Below are 18,257 nucleotides of genomic sequence, written 5' to 3' on the forward strand. Positions count from 1 at the left end.
GGCGAGGGGCCCGGACTGTCGGCGGTGCCCGTTAACGTTGCGGGGTGACCGCCGCGCTCAGCCACCCCGACCAGCTCAAGGAGCTGCTGGGCATCCCGTTCAACCGGGAGCAGATGGCGGCCATCGGGGCTCCGCTGGAGCCGGCCGTGATCGTCGCCGGGGCGGGCTCCGGGAAGACCACGGTGATGGCCGCCCGGGTGGTCTGGCTGGTCGGGTCCGGGGCCGTCCGCCCGGAGGAGGTGCTCGGCCTCACCTTCACCAACAAGGCCGCCGGGGAGCTCGCCGAACGCGTCCGCGCGGCCCTGCGGCTCGGCGGCGTGGCCGAACCGGACGAGGAGGCGCTCGGCGAGCCGGAGATCTCCACCTACCACGCCTTCGCCGGCCGCCTGCTCAAGGAGCACGGCCTGCGGATCGGCATCGAGCCGGACGTCCGGCTGCTCGCCGACGCCACCCGCTTCCAGCTCGCCGCCAAGGTGCTGCGCACCGCGCGCGGTCCCTTCCCGGCGCTCACCGGGACCTTCAGCAACCTGGTCGCCGACCTGACCGCGCTGGACGGCGAGCTCGCCGAGCACCTGGTCGAGCCGGACGCGCTGCGCGCCTTCGACGAGGAGCTGCTCGACACCCTCGCCACCGTCCGGCTCGGCAACGACGACCTGCGGGCCGTGCCGGTCACCGCCCGGGCCCGGCTGGAGCTGCTGCGCCTGGTCGAGGAGTACCGGCGGCGCAAGGCCGCGGCCGGGCTGATGGACTTCGGCGACCAGATAGCCGCCGCCGCCCGGCTCGCGCAGCAGCGCCCCGAGGTCGGCGAGCTGCTCCGGGCCCAGTACCGGGTGGTGCTGCTCGACGAGTACCAGGACACCTCGGTCGCGCAGCGGCTGATGCTGGCCGGCCTGTACGGCGCCGGCCCCGAGGGGCGGGGCACCGGCCACCCCGTCACCGCCGTCGGCGACCCCTGCCAGGCGATCTACGGCTGGCGCGGCGCCTCGGTCGCCAACCTGGACGACTTCCCCCGGCACTTCCCGAAGGCCGACGGCTCCGGGGCGGCCCGGTACTCGCTCAGCGAGAACCGCCGCAGCGGCGGGCGGCTGCTCGCCTTCGCCAACGAGCTGGCCGAACCGCTGCGCGCGATGCACGAGGGCGTCGAGGCGCTGCGCCCGGCTCCCGGCGCCGAGCAGGAGGGCTACGTCCGGGCCGCGCTGCTGCCCACCCACGCGCAGGAGATCGACTGGCTGGCCGACTCGATCGCCCACCTGGTCCGCACCGGTACCGCCCCGGGCCGGATCGCCGTGCTCTGCCGGGGCGGCGCGGCCTTCCCCGACATCCACGCGGCGCTGGTCGCCCGGGACGTGCCGGTCGAGGTGGTCGGACTCGGCGGCCTGCTGCAACTGCCCGAGGTGGCCGACCTGGTGGCGACCTGCGAGGTGCTGCAGGACCCGACCGCCAACGCGGCGCTGGTCCGGCTGCTGATCGGCCCGCGCTGGCGGATCGGCCCGCGCGACCTCGCCCTGCTCGGCCGGCGCGCCGCCGAACTGGTGCGCACCGCCCGGCCGGAGGGCGTCGAGGCGCTGGCCGCGGCCGTCGCCGAGGCCGATCCGACCGAGGTGGTCTCGCTGGCCGACGCGCTGGAGACCTTCCTGGACCCGGCGTCCGGCGGGGACGGCGACCGGTCCGACGAGCTGCCGTTCTCCGCAGAGGCCAGGCCGCGCTTCGCCCGGCTCGCCCGGGAGCTGCGCGAGCTGCGCCGCTCGCTCGCCGAGCCGCTGATGGACGTGCTGCACCGGGTGCTCGCGGTCACCGGCCTGGAGGTCGAACTCGCCGCCTCCCCCCAGGCACTGGCCGCCCGCCGCCGGGAGACCCTGCACGCCTTCCTGGACGTCGCGGCCGGCTTCGCGGACCTGGACGGCGACCCGGGCCTGTCGGCCTTCCTCGGCTTCCTGCGCGCCGCCCAGGAGTACGAGCGCGGGCTGGACAGCAGCCTGCCCGGCGGGGAGGACACCGTGAAGGTCCTCACCGCGCACAAGTCCAAGGGCCTGGAGTGGGACGTCGTGGCCGTTCCCGGGCTGGTCAGGGGCGCCTTCCCGTCCTCGACCACGCGCGAGCGCTGGACCAGCGTCAAGCGGGTGCTGCCGCACGCCCTGCGCGGCGACGCGGCCACCCTGCCCGATGTGCGCGGCGGGTGGAACAGCAAGTCCATGGCCGCCTTCAAGGCGGCGCTCGCCGAGCACTCGGGCACCGAGGAACTGCGCCTCGGCTACGTCGCCTTCACCCGGCCGCGGTCGCTGCTGCTGGCCTCCGGGCACTGGTGGGGCCCCAGCCAGAAGACCGTGCGCGGCCCGTCCGCCTTCCTGGAGCGGCTGCGGACGCACTGCGAGCGGCCCGGCGCCGGCGAGCTCGAACACTGGGCCGAGCAGCCGCCCAAGGGCGCCGAGAACCCGGCGCTGGCCGCGCCCGTCGAGCGGCCCTGGCCGCTGCCGCTGGATCCGGCGGCCCAGCACGCCCGCCGCCGGGTCGCCGAGGTGGTGCACCGCCGCCTCGCCGGCCTGCCCGCCCCCGAACCGGAGCCGATGGCCGCCGAGGACCGCCGCCAGGTCGAGTCCTGGGACCGCGACCTCACCGCGCTGGTCGGCGAGTTGGAGCGGTCCCGGCGCAGCGTCCGGGAGGTGCCGCTGCCCGCCGCGCTGTCCGCCACCCAGCTCCAGCGGCTGGCCGCCGATCCGGACGGCTTCGCGCACGACCTGGCCCGCCCGATGCCCCGGCCGCCGCAGCCGGCCGCCCGCCGGGGCACCCGGTTCCACGCCTGGGTGCAGTCCCGGATCGAGCCGCTGCTGCTGATCGAGCCGGGCGCGCTGCCGGGCGCGGACGACGACGGCATCGAGGACGAGCAGGACCTGGAGCGGCTCAAGGAGGCGTTCCTGCGCACGCCCTACGCGAACCGGACGCCCTACCGGGTCGAGGCGCCGTTCCAGTTGGTGCTGGCGGGCCGGGTGGTGCGCGGCCGGATCGATGCGGTCTACCGGGAAGATGACGGCCGGTCGGAATTCGGCGGCGCGTCACGCTACGAAGTGGTGGACTGGAAGACGCACCGCGAGGAGACCGCCGATCCGCTCCAGCTCGCGGTCTACCGGGTCGCCTGGGCCGAACAGTTGGGAGTTCCGCCGGAGCAGGTCACGGCGTCCTTCCTGTACGTCCGCAGCGGTCGGGTCGAACAACCAGCAGGACTTCCCGACCGAAAAGAGTTGGAACGGCTCCTGATCGGGAACAGTGAAGAATGAGTCACGCAGAGCATTCAAGTCATCACGGCAGCGGGCGAAACCTGTGCGTAGTGCACGTTTCGTGCCTATTGTGGGGTCGGTAACCGGTCAACCCCTGTGCTCCGGCCGCCAGCGAGGCCCGCATTCCCCAACCCTCAGTCATCACCGCGGGTGCCCACGGGGCACCGGCGTCTTCTGCTGGAGAGACCGAAGTTGAGCGCGACCGGATGGATGAGAGAGCGGTTCGCCGGGCCGGCCCCGGGGACCGCTCCGGGCTCGACCGGCACCTGGCCGAGGACGGCGCTCGCGCTGCCGTTCATCGGCATGGCGCTGGTCGTGGCCCTCGACTACGTCAGCAACACCGAGGTGACGGTCGAGCCGGCCCTCACCGCCGTTCCCGCGCTGGCCGCCGTGGTCAGCCGGCGTACCTGGTACCCGCTCGCCATCGGCCTCTGCACCGAGGCCGTGGCCTTCCTGATGGCCGCCAGCAGCGACTCGCTCGGCGAGTCCGTGCACAGCGCCACCGTCTTCGCCGTCGTGCTGGTCGCCGCGATCGGCTGGGTCAGCGCCACCCTGCGGCTGCGCCAGGAGAAGGCGCTGGCCGACGCCCAGCTGGTCGCCTCGATCGCCCGCCGGGTGCTGCTGCGGCCGGTCCCCGAGCGGGTCGGCACCGTCCGGGCCGCCGTCCACTACGAGGCCGCCGCCGCGCACGCCAGGATCGGCGGCGACCTCTACGAGGTGGTCAACACCCGGCACGGGGTCCGGGCCGTGGTCGGCGACGTCCGGGGCAAGGGGCTCGGCGCGGTGGAGACCGCCGCCGCCGTGCTCGGCGCCTTCCGGGAGGCCGCCCACCAGGAGCCCGCGCTGGACCGGGTGGCGGGCTGGCTCGCGGTGAGCCTCGACCGGGCCCTGCACGAGAACGAGCACCCCGGCGTGGAGGAGGAGTTCGTCACCCTGGTGCTGATCGGGGTCCGGCCCGACGGCACCGCCGAGATCGTCAACTGCGGCCACCCGTCGCCGCTGCTGCTGCGGGGTACCGAGCCGGTCCGGCCGCTGGAGCTCGCCGAGACGGTGCCCCCGCTCGGCGTCCTCGACCCGGTCGACGTCCGGCCGCCGGTGCACGAGGTCCCGCTGCGGCAGGGGGACCGCGTCCTGCTGTTCACCGACGGAGTCATCGAGGCCCGGGACCGGGCCGGCGTCTTCTACCCGCTCGCCGAGCGGCTGCCGCACTGCGCGGACGGCCACCCGGTGGACGTCCTGCGGCGCCTGCACCAGGACGTGGTCCGCCACGTCGGCCGCCAGCTCGGCGACGACGCGGCGATGCTGCTGCTCCAGTACGACCCGCTCGGGCCGGAGCCGCACCTGCCGCACCAGAACGGGCAGCTGACGCACCCCCGGAGCTGACCGCCCGGCACGGCCGGACCGCCTAGAGGCCGACCTCCACCACCAGCGGGCGGTGGTCCGAGACCACCGCCCGCGGGGCGGCCGCCGGGCCGACCGCGGTGCGCGGCACGCCCACCGCGAGCACGTGGTCGAACTGCACGGCCGGTCGGTGCGAGGGGTAGGTGGGCGTGCGGGCCAGGTCGTACCAGCCCTGGAGCCGCGCCCGGGGCTCGCGCACCCGCCGCCGGCGCGGCTCGACCAGGGCCGGCCGGGCCCGCCGGGCCGCCCGCAGTTCGCGCACCCGCGCCCGGGGCGCCGTCCGGTCCAGCGCGGTGGCCCCGCCCAGCACCGTCCGGGGCACCGCGCCGATCAGGTTGAAGTCCCCCAGGACCAGGTAGGGCTGCGGCAGGTCGGCGATCCAGCGCCGGATCCCCGCCAGCTGCGCCATGTTCCAGCCCGGCACGAACGACAGGTGCGCCGCCACCACGGTGAACGGCCCGTGCTCGCCCTCCAATACGGCCGCCAGCGCGGCCCGCGGCTCGTCCGGGACGGGCGTGAGCCCGCGCCGGCCGGCCACCCGCAGCGGCAGCCCGAACGGGGCCGGGGCGAACCGCCGGGCCCGCCAGTGCCGCACCGGCAGCCGGGTCAGCAGTGCGGTGCCGTACGACGGCGGCGCGTCGTCGCCGACCTCGTTCGGCCCGTACACCTGGAGTCCGGCGGGGACGGCGGGCTCCGGCACCCAGCCCGCGACCGGCGCCGGGCGCCCGTGCAGCGCGGCGGCGAACCGCCAGTCCGCGGCGCCCATCGCCTTGGCGGCGACGGCGGCCTGGTCGGTGCCGCCGGAGCGGGCCTGGTAGCGGTCCACCTCCTGGAGGGCGAGCACGTCGGCGTCCAGCGCGGCCACCGCCTCCGCCAACGGTCCACCGGCGTCGGCGGGGTAGGGCCGCGGAGCACCGTCCGGGGCGAGCGGCTGACCGTGCAACAGATTGAAGGTGGCGATGCGCAACTGGCTCACACCGCACGACGGTACCCGCTCGCCGGGAGGGGGCGCCGCTTGAGCCCGCCGGGCATACCGGGTATACATACTCGGTATGTCCATCCGTCACGGTCTGCTCGCCCTGCTCGACCAGGGCCCGCGCTACGGCTACCAGCTGCGTACCGAGTTCGAGGCGCGCACCGGTGCCACCTGGCCGCTCAACGTCGGCCAGGTCTACACCACCTTGTCCCGCCTGGAGCGCGACGGCCTGGTCGAGCCCGCGGGGGAGGACGAGGAGGGGCACCAGTTCTACGCGGTCACCGAAGCAGGACGCGCGGAGCTGCGCACCTGGTTCGACACCCCGGTGCCGCGGACCAGCCCGCCGCGCGACGAGCTGGCGATCAAGCTGGCCATGGCGGTCACCGTCCCCGGGGTGGACGTGCCCGCCGTCGTCCAGGGCCAGCGCCGGCACAGCATCAAGGCGCTCCAGGACTACACCCGGCTCAAGGCCCGCGCGCTGACCGGCGAGGCCCGCCCCGGCGGCGCCGGCCCGTCGGCCGCCCCCGGCGCCGACCTCGCCTGGCTGCTCGTCCTCGAACAGCTGATCTTCCAGACCGAGGCCGAGATCCGCTGGCTCGACCACTGCGAGACCCGCCTCGCCCAGCACGCCGAGATCGAACAGGCCCGGGCCGCCGAGGCCCGCGCCGCCGAGCCCGAGGTCGTCCGGCGCGGGCGGCGCCGCACCCGGGCCTGAACCCCGTACGGACTTCACGAACCACGGCCCGGCCGCCATCCGCGATCCCGGGCCCAGAACAGCAGGGGGAAGTGTGATCCACACCGATCCGAGCAGGCTCGGCACCGAACCGGTGCTGCACCTGGACAACGTCACCCGGGTGCACGGCCAGGGCGCGGCCGAGGTGCACGCGCTGCGCGGGGTGGACCTCCGGGTGCACCCCGGCGAGTTCGTCGCCGTGATGGGGCCCTCCGGCTCCGGCAAGTCGACCCTGCTGACGCTCGCCGGGGGGCTGGACACCCCGAGCAGCGGTCGGGTCCTGGTCGAGGGCACCGCCCTGGGCGGCCTCAACCGCAAGAAGCTGGCCGAGGTCCGTCGCCGTTCGGTCGGCTACGTGTTCCAGGACTACAACCTGATCCCGGCCCTCACCGCGGCCGAGAACGTCTCGCTGCCGCGCGAGCTCGACGGTCTCTCCGGCCGCGCCGCCCGCCGCGAGGCGATGACCGCGCTGGAGGAGCTCGGCATCCCCGAGCTCGCCGACCGCTTCCCCGACGACATGTCCGGCGGGCAGCAGCAGCGCGTCGCGATCGCCCGCGCGCTGATCGGCGACCGCCGGCTCGTCCTCGCCGACGAGCCCACCGGCGCCCTCGACTCCACCACCGGTGAGTCCGTCCTCGCCGTGCTGCGCGCCCGCTGCGACGCCGGCGCCGCCGCGATGATGGTCACCCACGAGGCCCGGCACGCCGCCTGGGCCGACCGCGTGGTCTTCCTCCGCGACGGCCGCATGGTCGACGAGAGCATCAGCCAGGACGCCGGCACCCTGCTGGTCTCCGCAGCCACCAACGCGAAGGGCCCGGTGGCGCAGTGAGGTTCAGCGCCTGGCGGGTCGCCCTGCGGATCGCCCGACGGGACGCCCTGCGCGCCAAGGGCCGCAGCGCGCTCGTGGTCGCCATGGTCGCGCTGCCCGTGCTCGGCGTCACCGGCGCCGACGTGTTCTTCCGCAGCGCCGAACTCGACCCCGTCGAGCGGATCGTCCGCACCATGGGCCAGTCCGACGCCGAGATCCACATGGTCGACCGCGGCTCGATCATCCTGCAGGCACCGGACCCGGACCAGCCCTTCGACCTCACCGGCGCCGACGAGGCCAAGGTGGAGAACGGCCGGCCCCAGTACACGCCCGAGCAGCGCCGCAGCCTCGACACCGAGCCGGCCGAACTGGTCAAGCAGCTGGTCCCGGCCGGCACCACGCTCGTCCCGCTGCGCGAGGGCCCGTACGTCCCCACCAGCACCGTGCAGGGCCTGCTCAGCGTGCGGACCGCCGAGGCCGACCTGAACGACCCGGTCTGGAAGGGCCGGATCGACGTGGTCGAGGGCCGCGCCCCGAGCGCCGGCCACGAGGTCGCCGTCACCCGGGACTTCCTCGACCGCTCCGGCCTCAGGATCGGCGACCGCACCTCCCCGCGCGGTCTGGAGGCCACCCCCTTCACCATCACGGCCGTCGCCGAGTACCCCGGCGACCTGCGGGCCACCGGGCTGATCGCCCGCCCCGGCGCGCTGGTCGACCCGCTGATGAAGCTGCCCGGCGCCGACAAGGGCCTCGGCCGCTCCGCGCTGGGGGAGAGCGCCCGCTGGCTGGTCAAGCTCCCGGCCGGGGCCGCGATCGACTGGCCCAAGGTGACCGAGTTCAACAAGTACGGCTTCACCGTCGCCTCCCGCAGCGTGCTGCTCGACCCGCCGGCCCGTTCCGAGGTGCCGCTCTACGCCCAGAAGGGCCAGAGCAGCGGCGGTACCCCCTACCTCGACCGGACCTCCGTCGTCATCCTCGCCACCGTGGTCGGCATGGCGCTGCTGGAGATCGTGCTCCTCGCGGGCCCCGCCTTCGCCGTCGGGGCCAGGCGCTCCCGCCGCCAGCTCGGTCTGCTCGCCGCCGGCGGCGGTAACCGGGCCGACGTCCGCGCGGTCGTCCTCGGCGGCGGGGTCGTGCTCGGAGTCACCGGCGCCGCCCTCGGTCTGGCCGTCGGCGTCGGCCTGGTCGCGGTGCTGCGCACCCAGGCCGAGAACTACGCCGGCGAGCGGTTCGGCCACTTCGACCTCCAGCCGCTCGACCTGCTCGGCGTCCTGGGCATCGGCCTGGTCACCGGTCTGCTCGCGGCCGTCGTCCCGGCCGTCCAGGCCTCCCGGCAGGACGTCGTCGCCGCGCTGACCGGCCGCGACTCGCTCAAGCCGCCGAGCCGCAAGCTCGCGCTGCTCGGCCTGCTGATGGTGGCCGGCGGCGCCGCGCTCGCCCTGCTCGGCGCGACCAGCGGCTTCGGCAACCGCAGTACGGCCGTGCTCGGCGGCTCGATGATCGCCGAACTCGGCATGGTCGCCCTGACGCCCTACCTGGTCGGCCTGTTCGGGCGGATCGGCCGCTGGCTGCCGCTCGGCCCCCGGCTCGCGCTGCGCGACTCGGTCCGCCACCGCGGACGCACCGCCCCCGCCGTCGCGGCGGTGATGGCCGCCGTCGCCGGCTCGGTCGCCGTCGGCATCTACACCGCCAGCAGCCATGAGGAGCACCGCCGGGAGTACGTCGCCGCAGCGCCGGCCGGCGCGGTCACGGTGAGCAGCGGCTGGGGCTCGGCCGCCGACGGGAAGCTGCTGCCCCAGCTGCGCGGCGCCGTCGAGAGCAACATCCCCGACCTCGGCCGGCGCGCCGACGTGCAGGAGGTCGGCCTCAAGGGCGACTGCGACCGGACGCACGGCAACTGCGGCTACGTCACCACCGAGCTGCCGAAGGAGCTGCGCTGCCCGCTGTTCGACAAGGGCAGCGAGGCCATCGCTCCGGCCGAGGCCGAGCGGCTCCGCAAGGAGGACGCGCGCTGCAGGGCGAACCACTCCTACCGGGTCAACCCGTTCAGCACGGTGGCCGCCGGGGACTCCACCCTGCTGCGCAACCTGTTCGGTGTGGACGACCCGGCCGCCGGCCAGGCGCTGGCCGCCGGCAAGGCCGTCGTGTTCGACGCCGACTACGTCAAGGACGGCAAGCTCGTCGTGAGCGTGACGGAGCCGGCCGAGGAGCAGTCGAACAAGCTGAACGCCTCGCCCGTGCACGACACGCCCAGCCACGAGATCGCCGTCGACGCGGTGCTGTTCCACGCCGTCGTCCCGACCGGTGGCCAGGCGCTGGTGAGCCCGGAGACCGCCGGCCGGCTCGGGCTGGGCACCCATGACGCCGGTTCGGTCTGGCTGCCCGCCAAGGCGCCGTCCGACAGCGCCGAACAGAAGGCGACGGCGGCGATCGACAAGCTCGCCGACGGCACCCAGTTCGGGGTCGAGCGCGGCTTCCGGTCCAACGACGACCTGGTCAGCCTCGGTCTGACGGGCTTCGCCGCCCTGGTCGCGCTCGGCGCCGCCGGCATCGCCACCGGGCTCGCCGCCGCCGACTCGCAGCGCGACCTGACCACCCTCGCGGCGGTCGGCGCCGCGCCGCGGATCCGCCGCAGCCTCTCCGGCTTCCAGTGCGGGGTGATCGCCGCGATGGGCACCCTGCTCGGCGTGGTCGCCGGAGTGGTGCCGGCGGTGGCCCTGCGCAAGGTGGAGGGCGTGTCCGTCTCCTACCCGGGGATGTCCCCCGAGGAGACGGCCGACCACAGCGTGATCGTCTTCCCGTGGCTCGACATCGGCGCCACCGTGATCGTCCTGCCGCTGCTCGCGGTGGGGCTGGCCACGCTGCTCACCCGCTCGCGGATCTCGCTGCTGCGCCGCTCCGGCTGACCGCGCGTTCCCCGTGTCCCCCGTCACCCCCGGCCGCCGCCCCCGTGCGGCCGGGGGTGACGGACGTTACAGGCCGTCCGGCGCCCGGTGGCCGGACGGCCGGGGCGGGCACCCGCACGGGCGAACTAAAGTCGTCCGTATGACGAGAACCCCGGACAGCGTCGTCCGCTCCTTCATCGACCGGCACCAGGCCGAGTTCCTGGCCGACCTCTCCGACTGGCTGGGCATCCCCTCCGTCTCGGCCGAGCCCGAGCGGGCCGGGGAGGTCCGCCGCTCCGCCGAGTGGCTGGCCGCGAAGCTGGGCGGGACCGGGTTCCCGGTGGTCGAGGTCTGGGAGACGGACGGCCTGCCGGCGGTGTTCGCCGAGTGGCCGTCGGGGGACGCGTCCGCGCCGACCGTCCTGGTCTACGGGCACCACGACGTGCAGCCCGCCGCCAAGGAGGACGGCTGGGCGACGGAGCCCTTCGAGCCGACCGTGGTCGGCCGGCAGCTGTTCGCGCGCGGGGCCGCCGACGACAAGGGGCAGGTGTTCTTCCACACGCTCGGGGTCCGCGCCCACCTGGCCGCCACCGGGCGCACCGCGCCGGCCGTCAACCTCAAGCTGCTGATCGAGGGCGAGGAGGAGTCCGGCTCGCCGCACTTCCCCGCGCTGGTCCGCCGGGAGGCCGGGCGGCTGGCCGCCGATGTGGTGATCATCTCGGACACCGGGATGTGGTCCGAGACCACGCCGACGGTCTGCACCGGCATGCGGGGCCTGGCCGACGCCCAGATCGACCTCTACGGCCCGGACAGCGACATCCACTCCGGTTCCTTCGGTGGCGCAGTCCCCAACCCGGCGGCGGTCGCGGCCGAACTGGCCGCCGCGCTGCACGACGAGGACCGCCGGGTGGCCGTCCCGGGCTTCTACGACGGCGTGGTCGAGCTGACCGCGCGCGAGCGCGAGCTCTTCGCCGAGCTGCCCTTCGACGAGGGGCAGTGGCTGAAGGTCGCCAAGTCGCACGGCACCCTCGGCGAGGCCGGCTACTCCACCCTGGAGCGCGTCTGGGCCCGGCCGACCGCCGAGGTGAACGGCATCTGGGGCGGCTACACCGGCCCCGGCGGCAAGACCATCGTGCCGTCCTCGGCGCACCTCAAGCTCTCCTTCCGGCTGGTGGCCGGCCAGGAGGTGGAGCGGGTCCAGGAGGCCGTCCGGTCCTGGGTGGCGCAGCGGGTGCCCGAGGGCATCCGGTACGCGCTGGAGTTCCCGGGCGCCACCCGGCCCTGCCTGACCCCGCTGGACCACCCGGCCCTGCGGTCCACCGTCCGGGCGATGGAGCGGGCCTTCGGGCAGCGGATCCTGTTCACCCGGGAGGGTGGTTCCGGCCCGGCCGCCGAACTCCAGGACGTGCTCGGCGCGCCGGTGCTCTTCCTCGGCATCTCGGTGCCCTCGGACGGCTGGCACTCGGTCGACGAGAAGGTCGAGCTCGACCTGCTGGCCAAGGGCGTGGAGACGACCGCCTACCTCTGGGCCGACCTGGCCGAGAACTGGCGGCCGGGCGGCGAGGCGGCGTGAAGGCCGCGGGGCGCCCTCCGCGGCCCGTCCTGGCGAACAGACCACTCATCCGGATGATTCATCACGTGGGGATGGAACGAAGTGAGCACCGTGCCTGAGACCGAACGCCCGCTGCCCCCGGCACTGGCCCGGGCCGGGGTCGACCGGGCGGCCCAGCACCGGTTCGACGAGCCCTGGCTGGCGGCCGCCTGGAGCCACCCGACCACCAAGGTGCTGCCGATCGCCGGCGGCGAGGCGTTCGTGGTGGACACCGGGCAGGGCACCGAACTGGTGCTGATGCCCTCGTTCGAGGCGCCGCAGACCGGGGACCGCTACTTCCTCGGCACCGACGAGGACGGGGTGTCGTACTTCGCGCTGGCCGGCGAGAGCCTGCCGGGGCGCCTCGACGGCGACGCCCGCCCGGCCGGGCTGCGCGAGGTCGGGGGGATGCTCTCCGACCGGGACGCCGGGCTGCTGGTGCACGCCGTCGCGCTGGAGCACTGGCACCGGCTGCACAGCTTCTGCTCGCGCTGCGGGCACCCGACCGAGAAGGCCGGCGCCGGCCACGTCCGGCGCTGCACCTCCTGCGCGGCCGAGCACTACCCGCGCACCGACGCGGCGGTGATCATGATGATCACCGACGAGCAGGACCGCTGCCTGCTGGGCCGGCAGGCGCTCTGGCCGGAGGGCCGCTGGTCGACCCTGGCCGGGTTCGTCGAGCCGGGCGAGTCGATCGAGCAGGCCGTGGTCCGCGAGGTCTTCGAGGAGGCCGGGGTGCGGGTGGCCGAGGTCGCCTACGTGGCCAGCCAGCCGTGGCCGTTCCCGTCCAGTCTGATGCTGGGCTTCATGGGCAAGGCAGATCCGGACGGGACGGCCATCACCGTGGACGGCGAGGAGCTGGCCGAGGCGCGCTGGTTCTCCCGGGAGGAGCTGCGGGCCGGCATGGCGGCGGGCGAGATCCTGCCGCCGTCCGGGATTTCGATCGCCCGTCACCTGGTCGAACTCTGGTACGGGGAGCGGCTGCCTTCGGCGGCGCGCTGGTAATTCCGACAATCAGGGGCGTGCGGCTTATTGCCGCGCGCCCCTGATTTCGTTTCGTGCCCTCCGTCGCGCCGGTCATCCAGGGGCCCGGCGCGGCCGAACGGGTGGTCCGGACGGATTTCGCGCCGGTCGGGCGCGCTGACGTTCGTATCCGGAGGGGCCGCCTCCTGCCGTGTACCGGCGGGCCAGGGCGCCCGCCGCGGGCCCGCCGTCGCCGATCCGGGTCGACATTGTCGGAATCGGCTGAAACCGGGTCACCGCCCTCGCTACATTCACTCGGGTGACAATCCCCCGGGGCACCACCCAATCCCCCAAATACCAGCGCCTCGCCGCCGATCTGCGCCGCCGGATCGCCGAGGGCGAATTCACCGCCCGGGCCGCCCTCCCGGTCGAGAGCGAACTGGAGCGCCAGTACGGGGTCGCCCGCAACACCGTCCGGCTGGCCGTCGACGTCCTGGTCAACGAGGGCCGGCTGGTCCGGCTCCAGGGCAAGGGCACCTACCTCCGGGAGCACCCCGTCCTGGACCACCGCGCCTACGGACCGGCCCCGGCGCCGCCGGGGCCGCGCGACCCGCTCGCCGGGCCGCGGGACTGCCTGGCCGTGCCCACCGCCGTCTACCTCGGCGAGGCCGCCGACGCCGGCCGGGAGCTCACCGTCGACTTCGAGATGATGATCGTCCGGGCCCGGGTCGACATCGCCGAGCGGCTCGGGCTCCGGCCCGGCGAGGCGATCGTGGTCCGCCGCCAGCTCCGGCTGCTGGACCGTGAGCCGTACTCGATCGAGGAGAGCCACTACCGGGCCGGCCTCGCCGCGGGCACCCCGCTGATGGAGCCCGACCAGATCGACGGCGGGGACGAGGCGGTGCTCGCCCTGCTCGGCCGGACCGAGATCGGGGCGGTGGACCACCTGGTGGCCCGGATGCCCGGCCCCGAGGAGGCGCAGTGGTTCCAGGGCGGCCCCGGAGTGCCGCTGATGGTCCAGACCCGGGTGACCTACGACCGGCGCGGCCCCGTCCGGGTCATCGAGACCCGCTACTCCGCCGACCGCAGCCGGCTGGTCTACGGCGTCGGCGACCTCGCCGCCCGGACCCAGCTGCCCGCACCCGCGGCGCCGGTGGACCCGGCCCGGGCCGACGCCCCCTGAGGTGCGCCGGCCCGGGCCCCGCGGGCCGTCGCGGGTCAGGCCGCCAGGGCCTTCTTGACCTGCATCAGGCTCGGGTTGGTCATCACGACCTGCTCGCCGCCGCCCGCCGGCGTCACCAGCACCGTCGGCACGATCTGGTTGCCGCCGTTCACGGACTCGACGAAGGACGCCGAGTTCGGGTCCTCCTCGATGTTGATCTCGGTGTAGCCGATGCCTTCACGGGTCAGCTGGCTCTTGAGTCGGTTGCAGTACCCACACCAGGTCGTGCTGTACATCGTCACGCTGCCGGACATCGAGGGGCTCCTTCGGGAAAGAGGGCGTGCGGTCTCTGGGAGGAACGTCCGTCACGCAACGGTCATTCCGCGTGCGCCCGGCGTGAGATCGACCTCGCACGCCCGAGCGCGCACCGTTCATCCTGCGATCGCACCGGGCCTGTGGACAAGCCCGCCCCGGTTGTCGCACCGGGCTGAGAGGATGGAACGCATGCAGGAAGACCTCTTGAGCGGCAGCCCGTTCGACGACTACCGCGCCGCGTCCGGCCCCGACGCGGTGCTCGCCGGGCTCGACCCCGAGCAGCGGGCCGTCGCCACCGCCCTGCAGGGGCCCGTCTGCGTGCTCGCCGGCGCCGGCACCGGCAAGACGCGCGCCATCACCCACCGGATCGCCTACGGGGTCCGCAGCGGGGTCTACCAGCCCGCCCAGGTGCTCGCCGTCACCTTCACCGCCCGCGCGGCGGGGGAGATGCGCGGGCGGCTGCGCCAGCTCGGCGCCGAGGGCGTCCAGGCCCGCACCTTCCACGCCGCCGCGCTGCGCCAGCTCCAGTACTTCTGGCCGCGCGCCGTGGGCGGCCCGGTGCCGCAGCTGGTGGAGCGCAAGGTCCAGCTGGTCGCGGAGTCCGCCGCGCGCTGCGGGCTGCGCGTCCAGCGCACCGAACTGCGCGACCTCACCGCCGAGATCGAGTGGGCCAAGGTCTCCCAGATCGGCCCGGACGACTACCCGGCCGCGGTGCAGAAGTCGGCCCGCGAGGCCCCGCGCGACCCGGCCGAGATCGCCCAGGTGTACCGGGTGTACGAGGAGACCAAGAGCCGCCGCGGCGTCATCGACTTCGAGGACGTCCTGCTGCTGACCGCCGCGATCCTGGAGGACCGCCCGGACATCGCCGACCAGGTCCGCGCCCAGTACCGGCACTTCACCGTCGACGAGTACCAGGACGTCTCGCCGCTCCAGCAGCGGCTGCTCGACCAGTGGACCGGCCCCGCCGCGGGCAGCCTCTGCGTGGTCGGCGACGCCAGCCAGACCATCTACTCGTTCACCGGCGCCACCCCCGACTACCTGCTGAACTTCCGCACCCGCCACCCCGAGGCGACGGTGGTCAAGCTGGTCCGGGACTACCGCTCCACCCCGCAGGTCGTCCACCTGGCCAACGGACTGCTCGCGCAGGCCCGCGGCCAGGCGGCCCGGCACCGGCTGGAGCTGGTCTCGCAGCGCGAGGCCGGTCCCGAGCCCGTCTACACCGAGTACGAGGACGAGCCGACCGAGGCCGAGACCACCGCCCGCCGGATCAAGGAGCTGCTGGCGTCCGGGGTGCGGGCCAGCGAGGTCGCCGTGCTGTTCCGCACCAACGGCCAGTCCGAGGTCTACGAGCAGGCACTCGCCGACCTCGGCGTCTCCTACCAGCTCAAGGGCGCCGAGCGGTTCTTCGAGCGCCCCGAGGTGCGGGACGCCGGCGTGCTGCTGCGCGGCGCCGCCCGGGCCGCCTCCGACCCGCTCACCGACGGCACCCCCGGCCTCGCCGCGCAGGTCCGGGCGGTGCTCGCGACCCGGGGCTTCACCGCGGAGCCGCCGGCCGGCTCCGGCGCGGTGCGCGAGCGCTGGGAGTCGCTGGCCGCGCTGGTCCGGCTCGCCGAGGACTTCGAGCGCACCCGCACGGCGGCCGGGGAGCCGGCCGACCTGGCCGCGTACGTCGCCGAGCTGGACGGCCGGGCCGCGGCCCAGCACGCGCCCGCCGTCGAGGGCGTCACGCTGGCCTCGCTGCACGCCGCCAAGGGCCTGGAGTGGGACGCCGTCTTCCTGGTCGGCCTCACCGAGGGCACCATGCCGATCATCTACGCCAAGACGGACGAGCAGGTCGAGGAGGAGCGCCGGCTGCTCTACGTCGGCGTCACCCGGGCCCGCAAGCACCTCTCGCTCTCCTGGTCGCTCTCCCGCTCGCCGGGCGGCCGGGGCAACCGCAAGCCGACCCGCTTCCTGGACGGGCTGCGGCCGAACTCCGGCGCACCGGGCGCGCGCGCCGGGGGCCGGGGCGGGCGCGGTGGCGTCGAGGCCGGCGAGCGCTCCGCCGGGCGCCGGGTGCGCGGCCCGGTCCGCTGCCGGGTCTGCGAGCGGGTGCTCACCGAGGCGGTCGAGCGCAAGCTGCGCCGCTGCGAGAGCTGCCCCTCCACGATGGACGAGGCGCTGTACGAGCGGCTGCGCGAGTGGCGGGCCGGGCAGGCGAAGAAGCAGGGCGCCCCGGCCTACGTGGTGTTCACCGACGCGACGCTGATGGCGATCGCCGAGGACGTCCCGGCGACCACCCAGGAACTGGCGGTGATCTCGGGGGTCGGTGCGATGAAGCTGGACAAGTACGGGGCCGCCGTGCTCTCGTTGTGTGCGGGGGAAGAGCTCACGGAGGATCCGGTCGACGTCGAGGACGGCGATCCGGACGAACCGGCCTGAGCCCGTCCCGGGGAGGTCCCCGGGGCGGGCGGAGCCGATGCCCCGGGCTCCTTCGGAAGCCGTCGAGAAACTCGCCGGAAAAATAGTTTGCGCGCCGTACCGGGAGCGCAATAGCCTGCCGGAGCGGTCAAGGGGACGCGAACGCACGGGGTGACGCCTGTGCCATGTCCTCCTGGGCCCGACAGCTTCTCCGCACCACGCACCACCTGCATCACCTGCACCACCGAGACAGACATCCGAACAGTTCGGAGCCCGGGAAACCAGGCCCCGCGAGACGCCGAGAGGAGGCGAAGACAGTGGAAACCATCATGATCACCAAACTGACTGGCCAGACCGTCGTCGCCGCTGCCTCTCTGCGTGCCGCCCGCCTGCGGGCTCTCGCCGAGCTGGGTGGAACCGGTCTGGGTCTCGAAGCCGTGGGTGCCTCCGTCATTCCCGCTTCCGTCGCCTCCGTTGTCAGTGGTCTTGGACACACTGGCCCCTGCGGCGCGGATATCACGGGCGGTATTGACGGCACCTCTGTCGAGACCGGTCTGTCCCGTGGCTGGGCGGCCGTGAGCACGTCGCGCTCCCTGCGTGACGAGCGACCGACCCAGGCACCGAAGGCAGCCGTAGCCGTCGCCATGCATGGCGGCTATGCGCGGGTCATCGGTGCCGGAAACGCCCAGAAGCAGAACGAGCAGCAGATCAACGAGCAGGCCATGGCCGCCTTTACGGGAGCCACGGCCGTCCGGATGCGGGCCTTCCGCGGGCCTGAACCCTGGAGAGAACGAACCTGAGGAAGCCTCAGGTCGGCACCTCCAGGGCCGCGGAACCCGTCACACCGGGATCCGCGGCCCTTCTGTTTTGTCCGGTACGCAAGACCACCCAGGCCCTCCGGGGCCTCCGGCCCAGCCCCACCAGTCAGCTGAGCCGGACCCACTGAAAAGACGAGGAAGACGCCCACAGTGTCCACGGTCATCACGCCGCCCATCCCGTCCGTACCGCAGACAAGCCAGATCACCCCGGCCGACCAGGCCGACCCTCCGGAGGTTTCCCTGATGCAGATCACCACCATCGAGCAGGCCGAGGCGCTCGGTCTCCCCATCCCGTGCCGCGCCTTCGACCCGGAGGTCTTCTTCGCCGAGACGCCCGCCGACGTCGAGTACGCGAAGTCCCTCTGTGGCACCTGCCCGGTCAAGGACGCGTGTCTGACCGGTGCGCTGGAGCGGCGCGAGCCGTGGGGCGTCTGGGGTGGCGAGCTCTTCGTCCAGGGTGTCGTCGTGGCCCGCAAGCGGCCGCGTGGCCGCCCGCGCAAGACCGAGGTCGCAGCGTGAACCCCGCGCTCGGAGCCAAGGCCGTCCGCCGGGGAGAGCAGCCCCCGCTGGACAGCACCCTTCGCCGCTCCGTGCGAATCGCCGCCGCCAAGGCCGACGCGGCCCGCACCGTCCACTTCCCTACGTCGCACCACGAGCAGGACCACGACATGACCCCCGCCGCCATTGACCCGACCGTCCGCGCTGAGCAGACCACCGAACTTCAGATCCAGAACAGGACCCTTGAGATGCAACTCCTCCACGAATCCCTGGCCCGTGCCCATATGCAAGAGCGCTTGCAAGAGGCCGAGCACGAACGGCTCGTCTCCCGGGTCGCCCGGGCCCGCCGGCTCAAGCTGAGGGCCGAACGGGCCTCGCTGCGGGCCCGCAAGGCCCTCGCCGTCGCGCTGATGTAGCGCGCCGGGCCGTAAGAGT

14 protein-coding genes are annotated in these 18,257 nt (G+C 74.4%); 12 read left to right on the top strand and 2 right to left on the bottom strand.

From position 1 onward, the window contains the following. Positions 1-44: 44 nt before the first annotated feature. The gene (locus OG618_RS23380; RefSeq protein WP_329489496.1) at positions 45-3,272 is read left to right on the top strand and encodes an ATP-dependent DNA helicase; all 3,228 of its coding nucleotides are present in this window, start codon (positions 45-47) and stop codon (positions 3,270-3,272) included. A gap of 192 nt (positions 3,273-3,464) precedes the next feature. Beyond that, the gene (locus OG618_RS23385) at positions 3,465-4,655 is read left to right on the top strand and encodes a PP2C family protein-serine/threonine phosphatase (RefSeq protein ID WP_329489497.1); all 1,191 of its coding nucleotides are present in this window, start codon (positions 3,465-3,467) and stop codon (positions 4,653-4,655) included. Positions 4,656-4,677: 22 nt separating this feature from the next. On the opposite strand, the gene OG618_RS23390 is transcribed toward OG618_RS23385, so the two are convergent. Then, on the bottom strand, positions 4,678-5,649 hold the full coding sequence (locus tag OG618_RS23390; protein WP_329489498.1) for an endonuclease/exonuclease/phosphatase family protein: 972 nt from the start codon (positions 5,647-5,649) through the stop codon (positions 4,678-4,680). Positions 5,650-5,725: 76 nt separating this feature from the next. On the opposite strand from OG618_RS23390, the gene OG618_RS23395 reads away from it, so the two are divergent. The 6 genes from OG618_RS23395 to OG618_RS23420 all read left to right on the top strand — a co-directional run bounded on the left by OG618_RS23395 (position 5,726) and on the right by OG618_RS23420 (position 13,812). Then, on the top strand, positions 5,726-6,364 hold the full coding sequence (locus OG618_RS23395; protein ID WP_329489499.1) for a PadR family transcriptional regulator: 639 nt from the start codon (positions 5,726-5,728) through the stop codon (positions 6,362-6,364). Positions 6,365-6,437: 73 nt separating this feature from the next. After that, positions 6,438-7,211 (top strand): ABC transporter ATP-binding protein, encoded by a 774-nt coding sequence (locus tag OG618_RS23400; protein WP_329489500.1) that lies wholly within the window; start codon positions 6,438-6,440, stop codon positions 7,209-7,211. Then, the gene (locus OG618_RS23405) at positions 7,208-10,096 is read left to right on the top strand and encodes an ABC transporter permease (RefSeq protein WP_329489501.1); all 2,889 of its coding nucleotides are present in this window, start codon (positions 7,208-7,210) and stop codon (positions 10,094-10,096) included. Before OG618_RS23400 ends, OG618_RS23405 begins: the two co-directional genes overlap by 4 nt. A 139-nt stretch (positions 10,097-10,235) precedes the next feature. Then, complete coding sequence (locus OG618_RS23410; RefSeq protein WP_329489502.1) at positions 10,236-11,648, top strand: dipeptidase; 1,413 nt, start codon at positions 10,236-10,238, stop codon at positions 11,646-11,648. 81 nt (positions 11,649-11,729) lie between these two features. Next, a complete protein-coding gene (nudC, locus tag OG618_RS23415; protein WP_329489503.1) occupies positions 11,730-12,671 on the top strand; it encodes an NAD(+) diphosphatase in 942 nt (313 codons plus the stop codon). Between the two features lie 277 nt (positions 12,672-12,948). Continuing rightward, positions 12,949-13,812: a GntR family transcriptional regulator gene (locus tag OG618_RS23420; RefSeq protein ID WP_329489504.1), complete on the top strand. Its 864-nt coding sequence runs from the start codon at positions 12,949-12,951 to the stop codon at positions 13,810-13,812. 35 nt (positions 13,813-13,847) lie between these two features. Here the strand turns inward: OG618_RS23420 and OG618_RS23425 are convergent, their stop codons facing one another. Then, the gene (locus tag OG618_RS23425; protein WP_329489505.1) at positions 13,848-14,105 is read right to left on the bottom strand and encodes a mycoredoxin; all 258 of its coding nucleotides are present in this window, start codon (positions 14,103-14,105) and stop codon (positions 13,848-13,850) included. 190 nt (positions 14,106-14,295) lie between these two features. Between OG618_RS23425 and OG618_RS23430 the strand changes: the two genes are divergently transcribed. The 4 genes from OG618_RS23430 (at position 14,296) to OG618_RS38050 (ending at position 18,238) form a co-directional block, all read left to right on the top strand. Continuing rightward, entirely contained in the window at positions 14,296-16,527 is a 2,232-nt protein-coding gene (locus OG618_RS23430) for an ATP-dependent DNA helicase UvrD2 (protein ID WP_329489506.1), read from the top strand. A 296-nt stretch (positions 16,528-16,823) separates the two neighbouring features. After that, on the top strand, positions 16,824-17,306 hold the full coding sequence (locus tag OG618_RS23435; protein ID WP_329489507.1) for a hypothetical protein: 483 nt from the start codon (positions 16,824-16,826) through the stop codon (positions 17,304-17,306). Positions 17,307-17,474: 168 nt separating this feature from the next. Then, on the top strand, positions 17,475-17,843 hold the full coding sequence (locus tag OG618_RS23440) for a WhiB family transcriptional regulator (protein ID WP_380388088.1): 369 nt from the start codon (positions 17,475-17,477) through the stop codon (positions 17,841-17,843). A 149-nt stretch (positions 17,844-17,992) separates the two neighbouring features. After that, positions 17,993-18,238 carry a hypothetical protein gene (locus OG618_RS38050; RefSeq protein WP_380388100.1) on the top strand — a complete coding sequence of 82 codons (246 nt, stop codon included), beginning with the start codon at positions 17,993-17,995 and terminating at the stop codon, positions 18,236-18,238. The last annotated feature ends 19 nt before the right edge of the window (positions 18,239-18,257 follow it).

It is taken from the genome of Kitasatospora sp. NBC_01246 (assembly GCF_036226505.1).
Taxonomy (GTDB): Bacteria; Actinomycetota; Actinomycetes; order Streptomycetales; family Streptomycetaceae; genus Kitasatospora.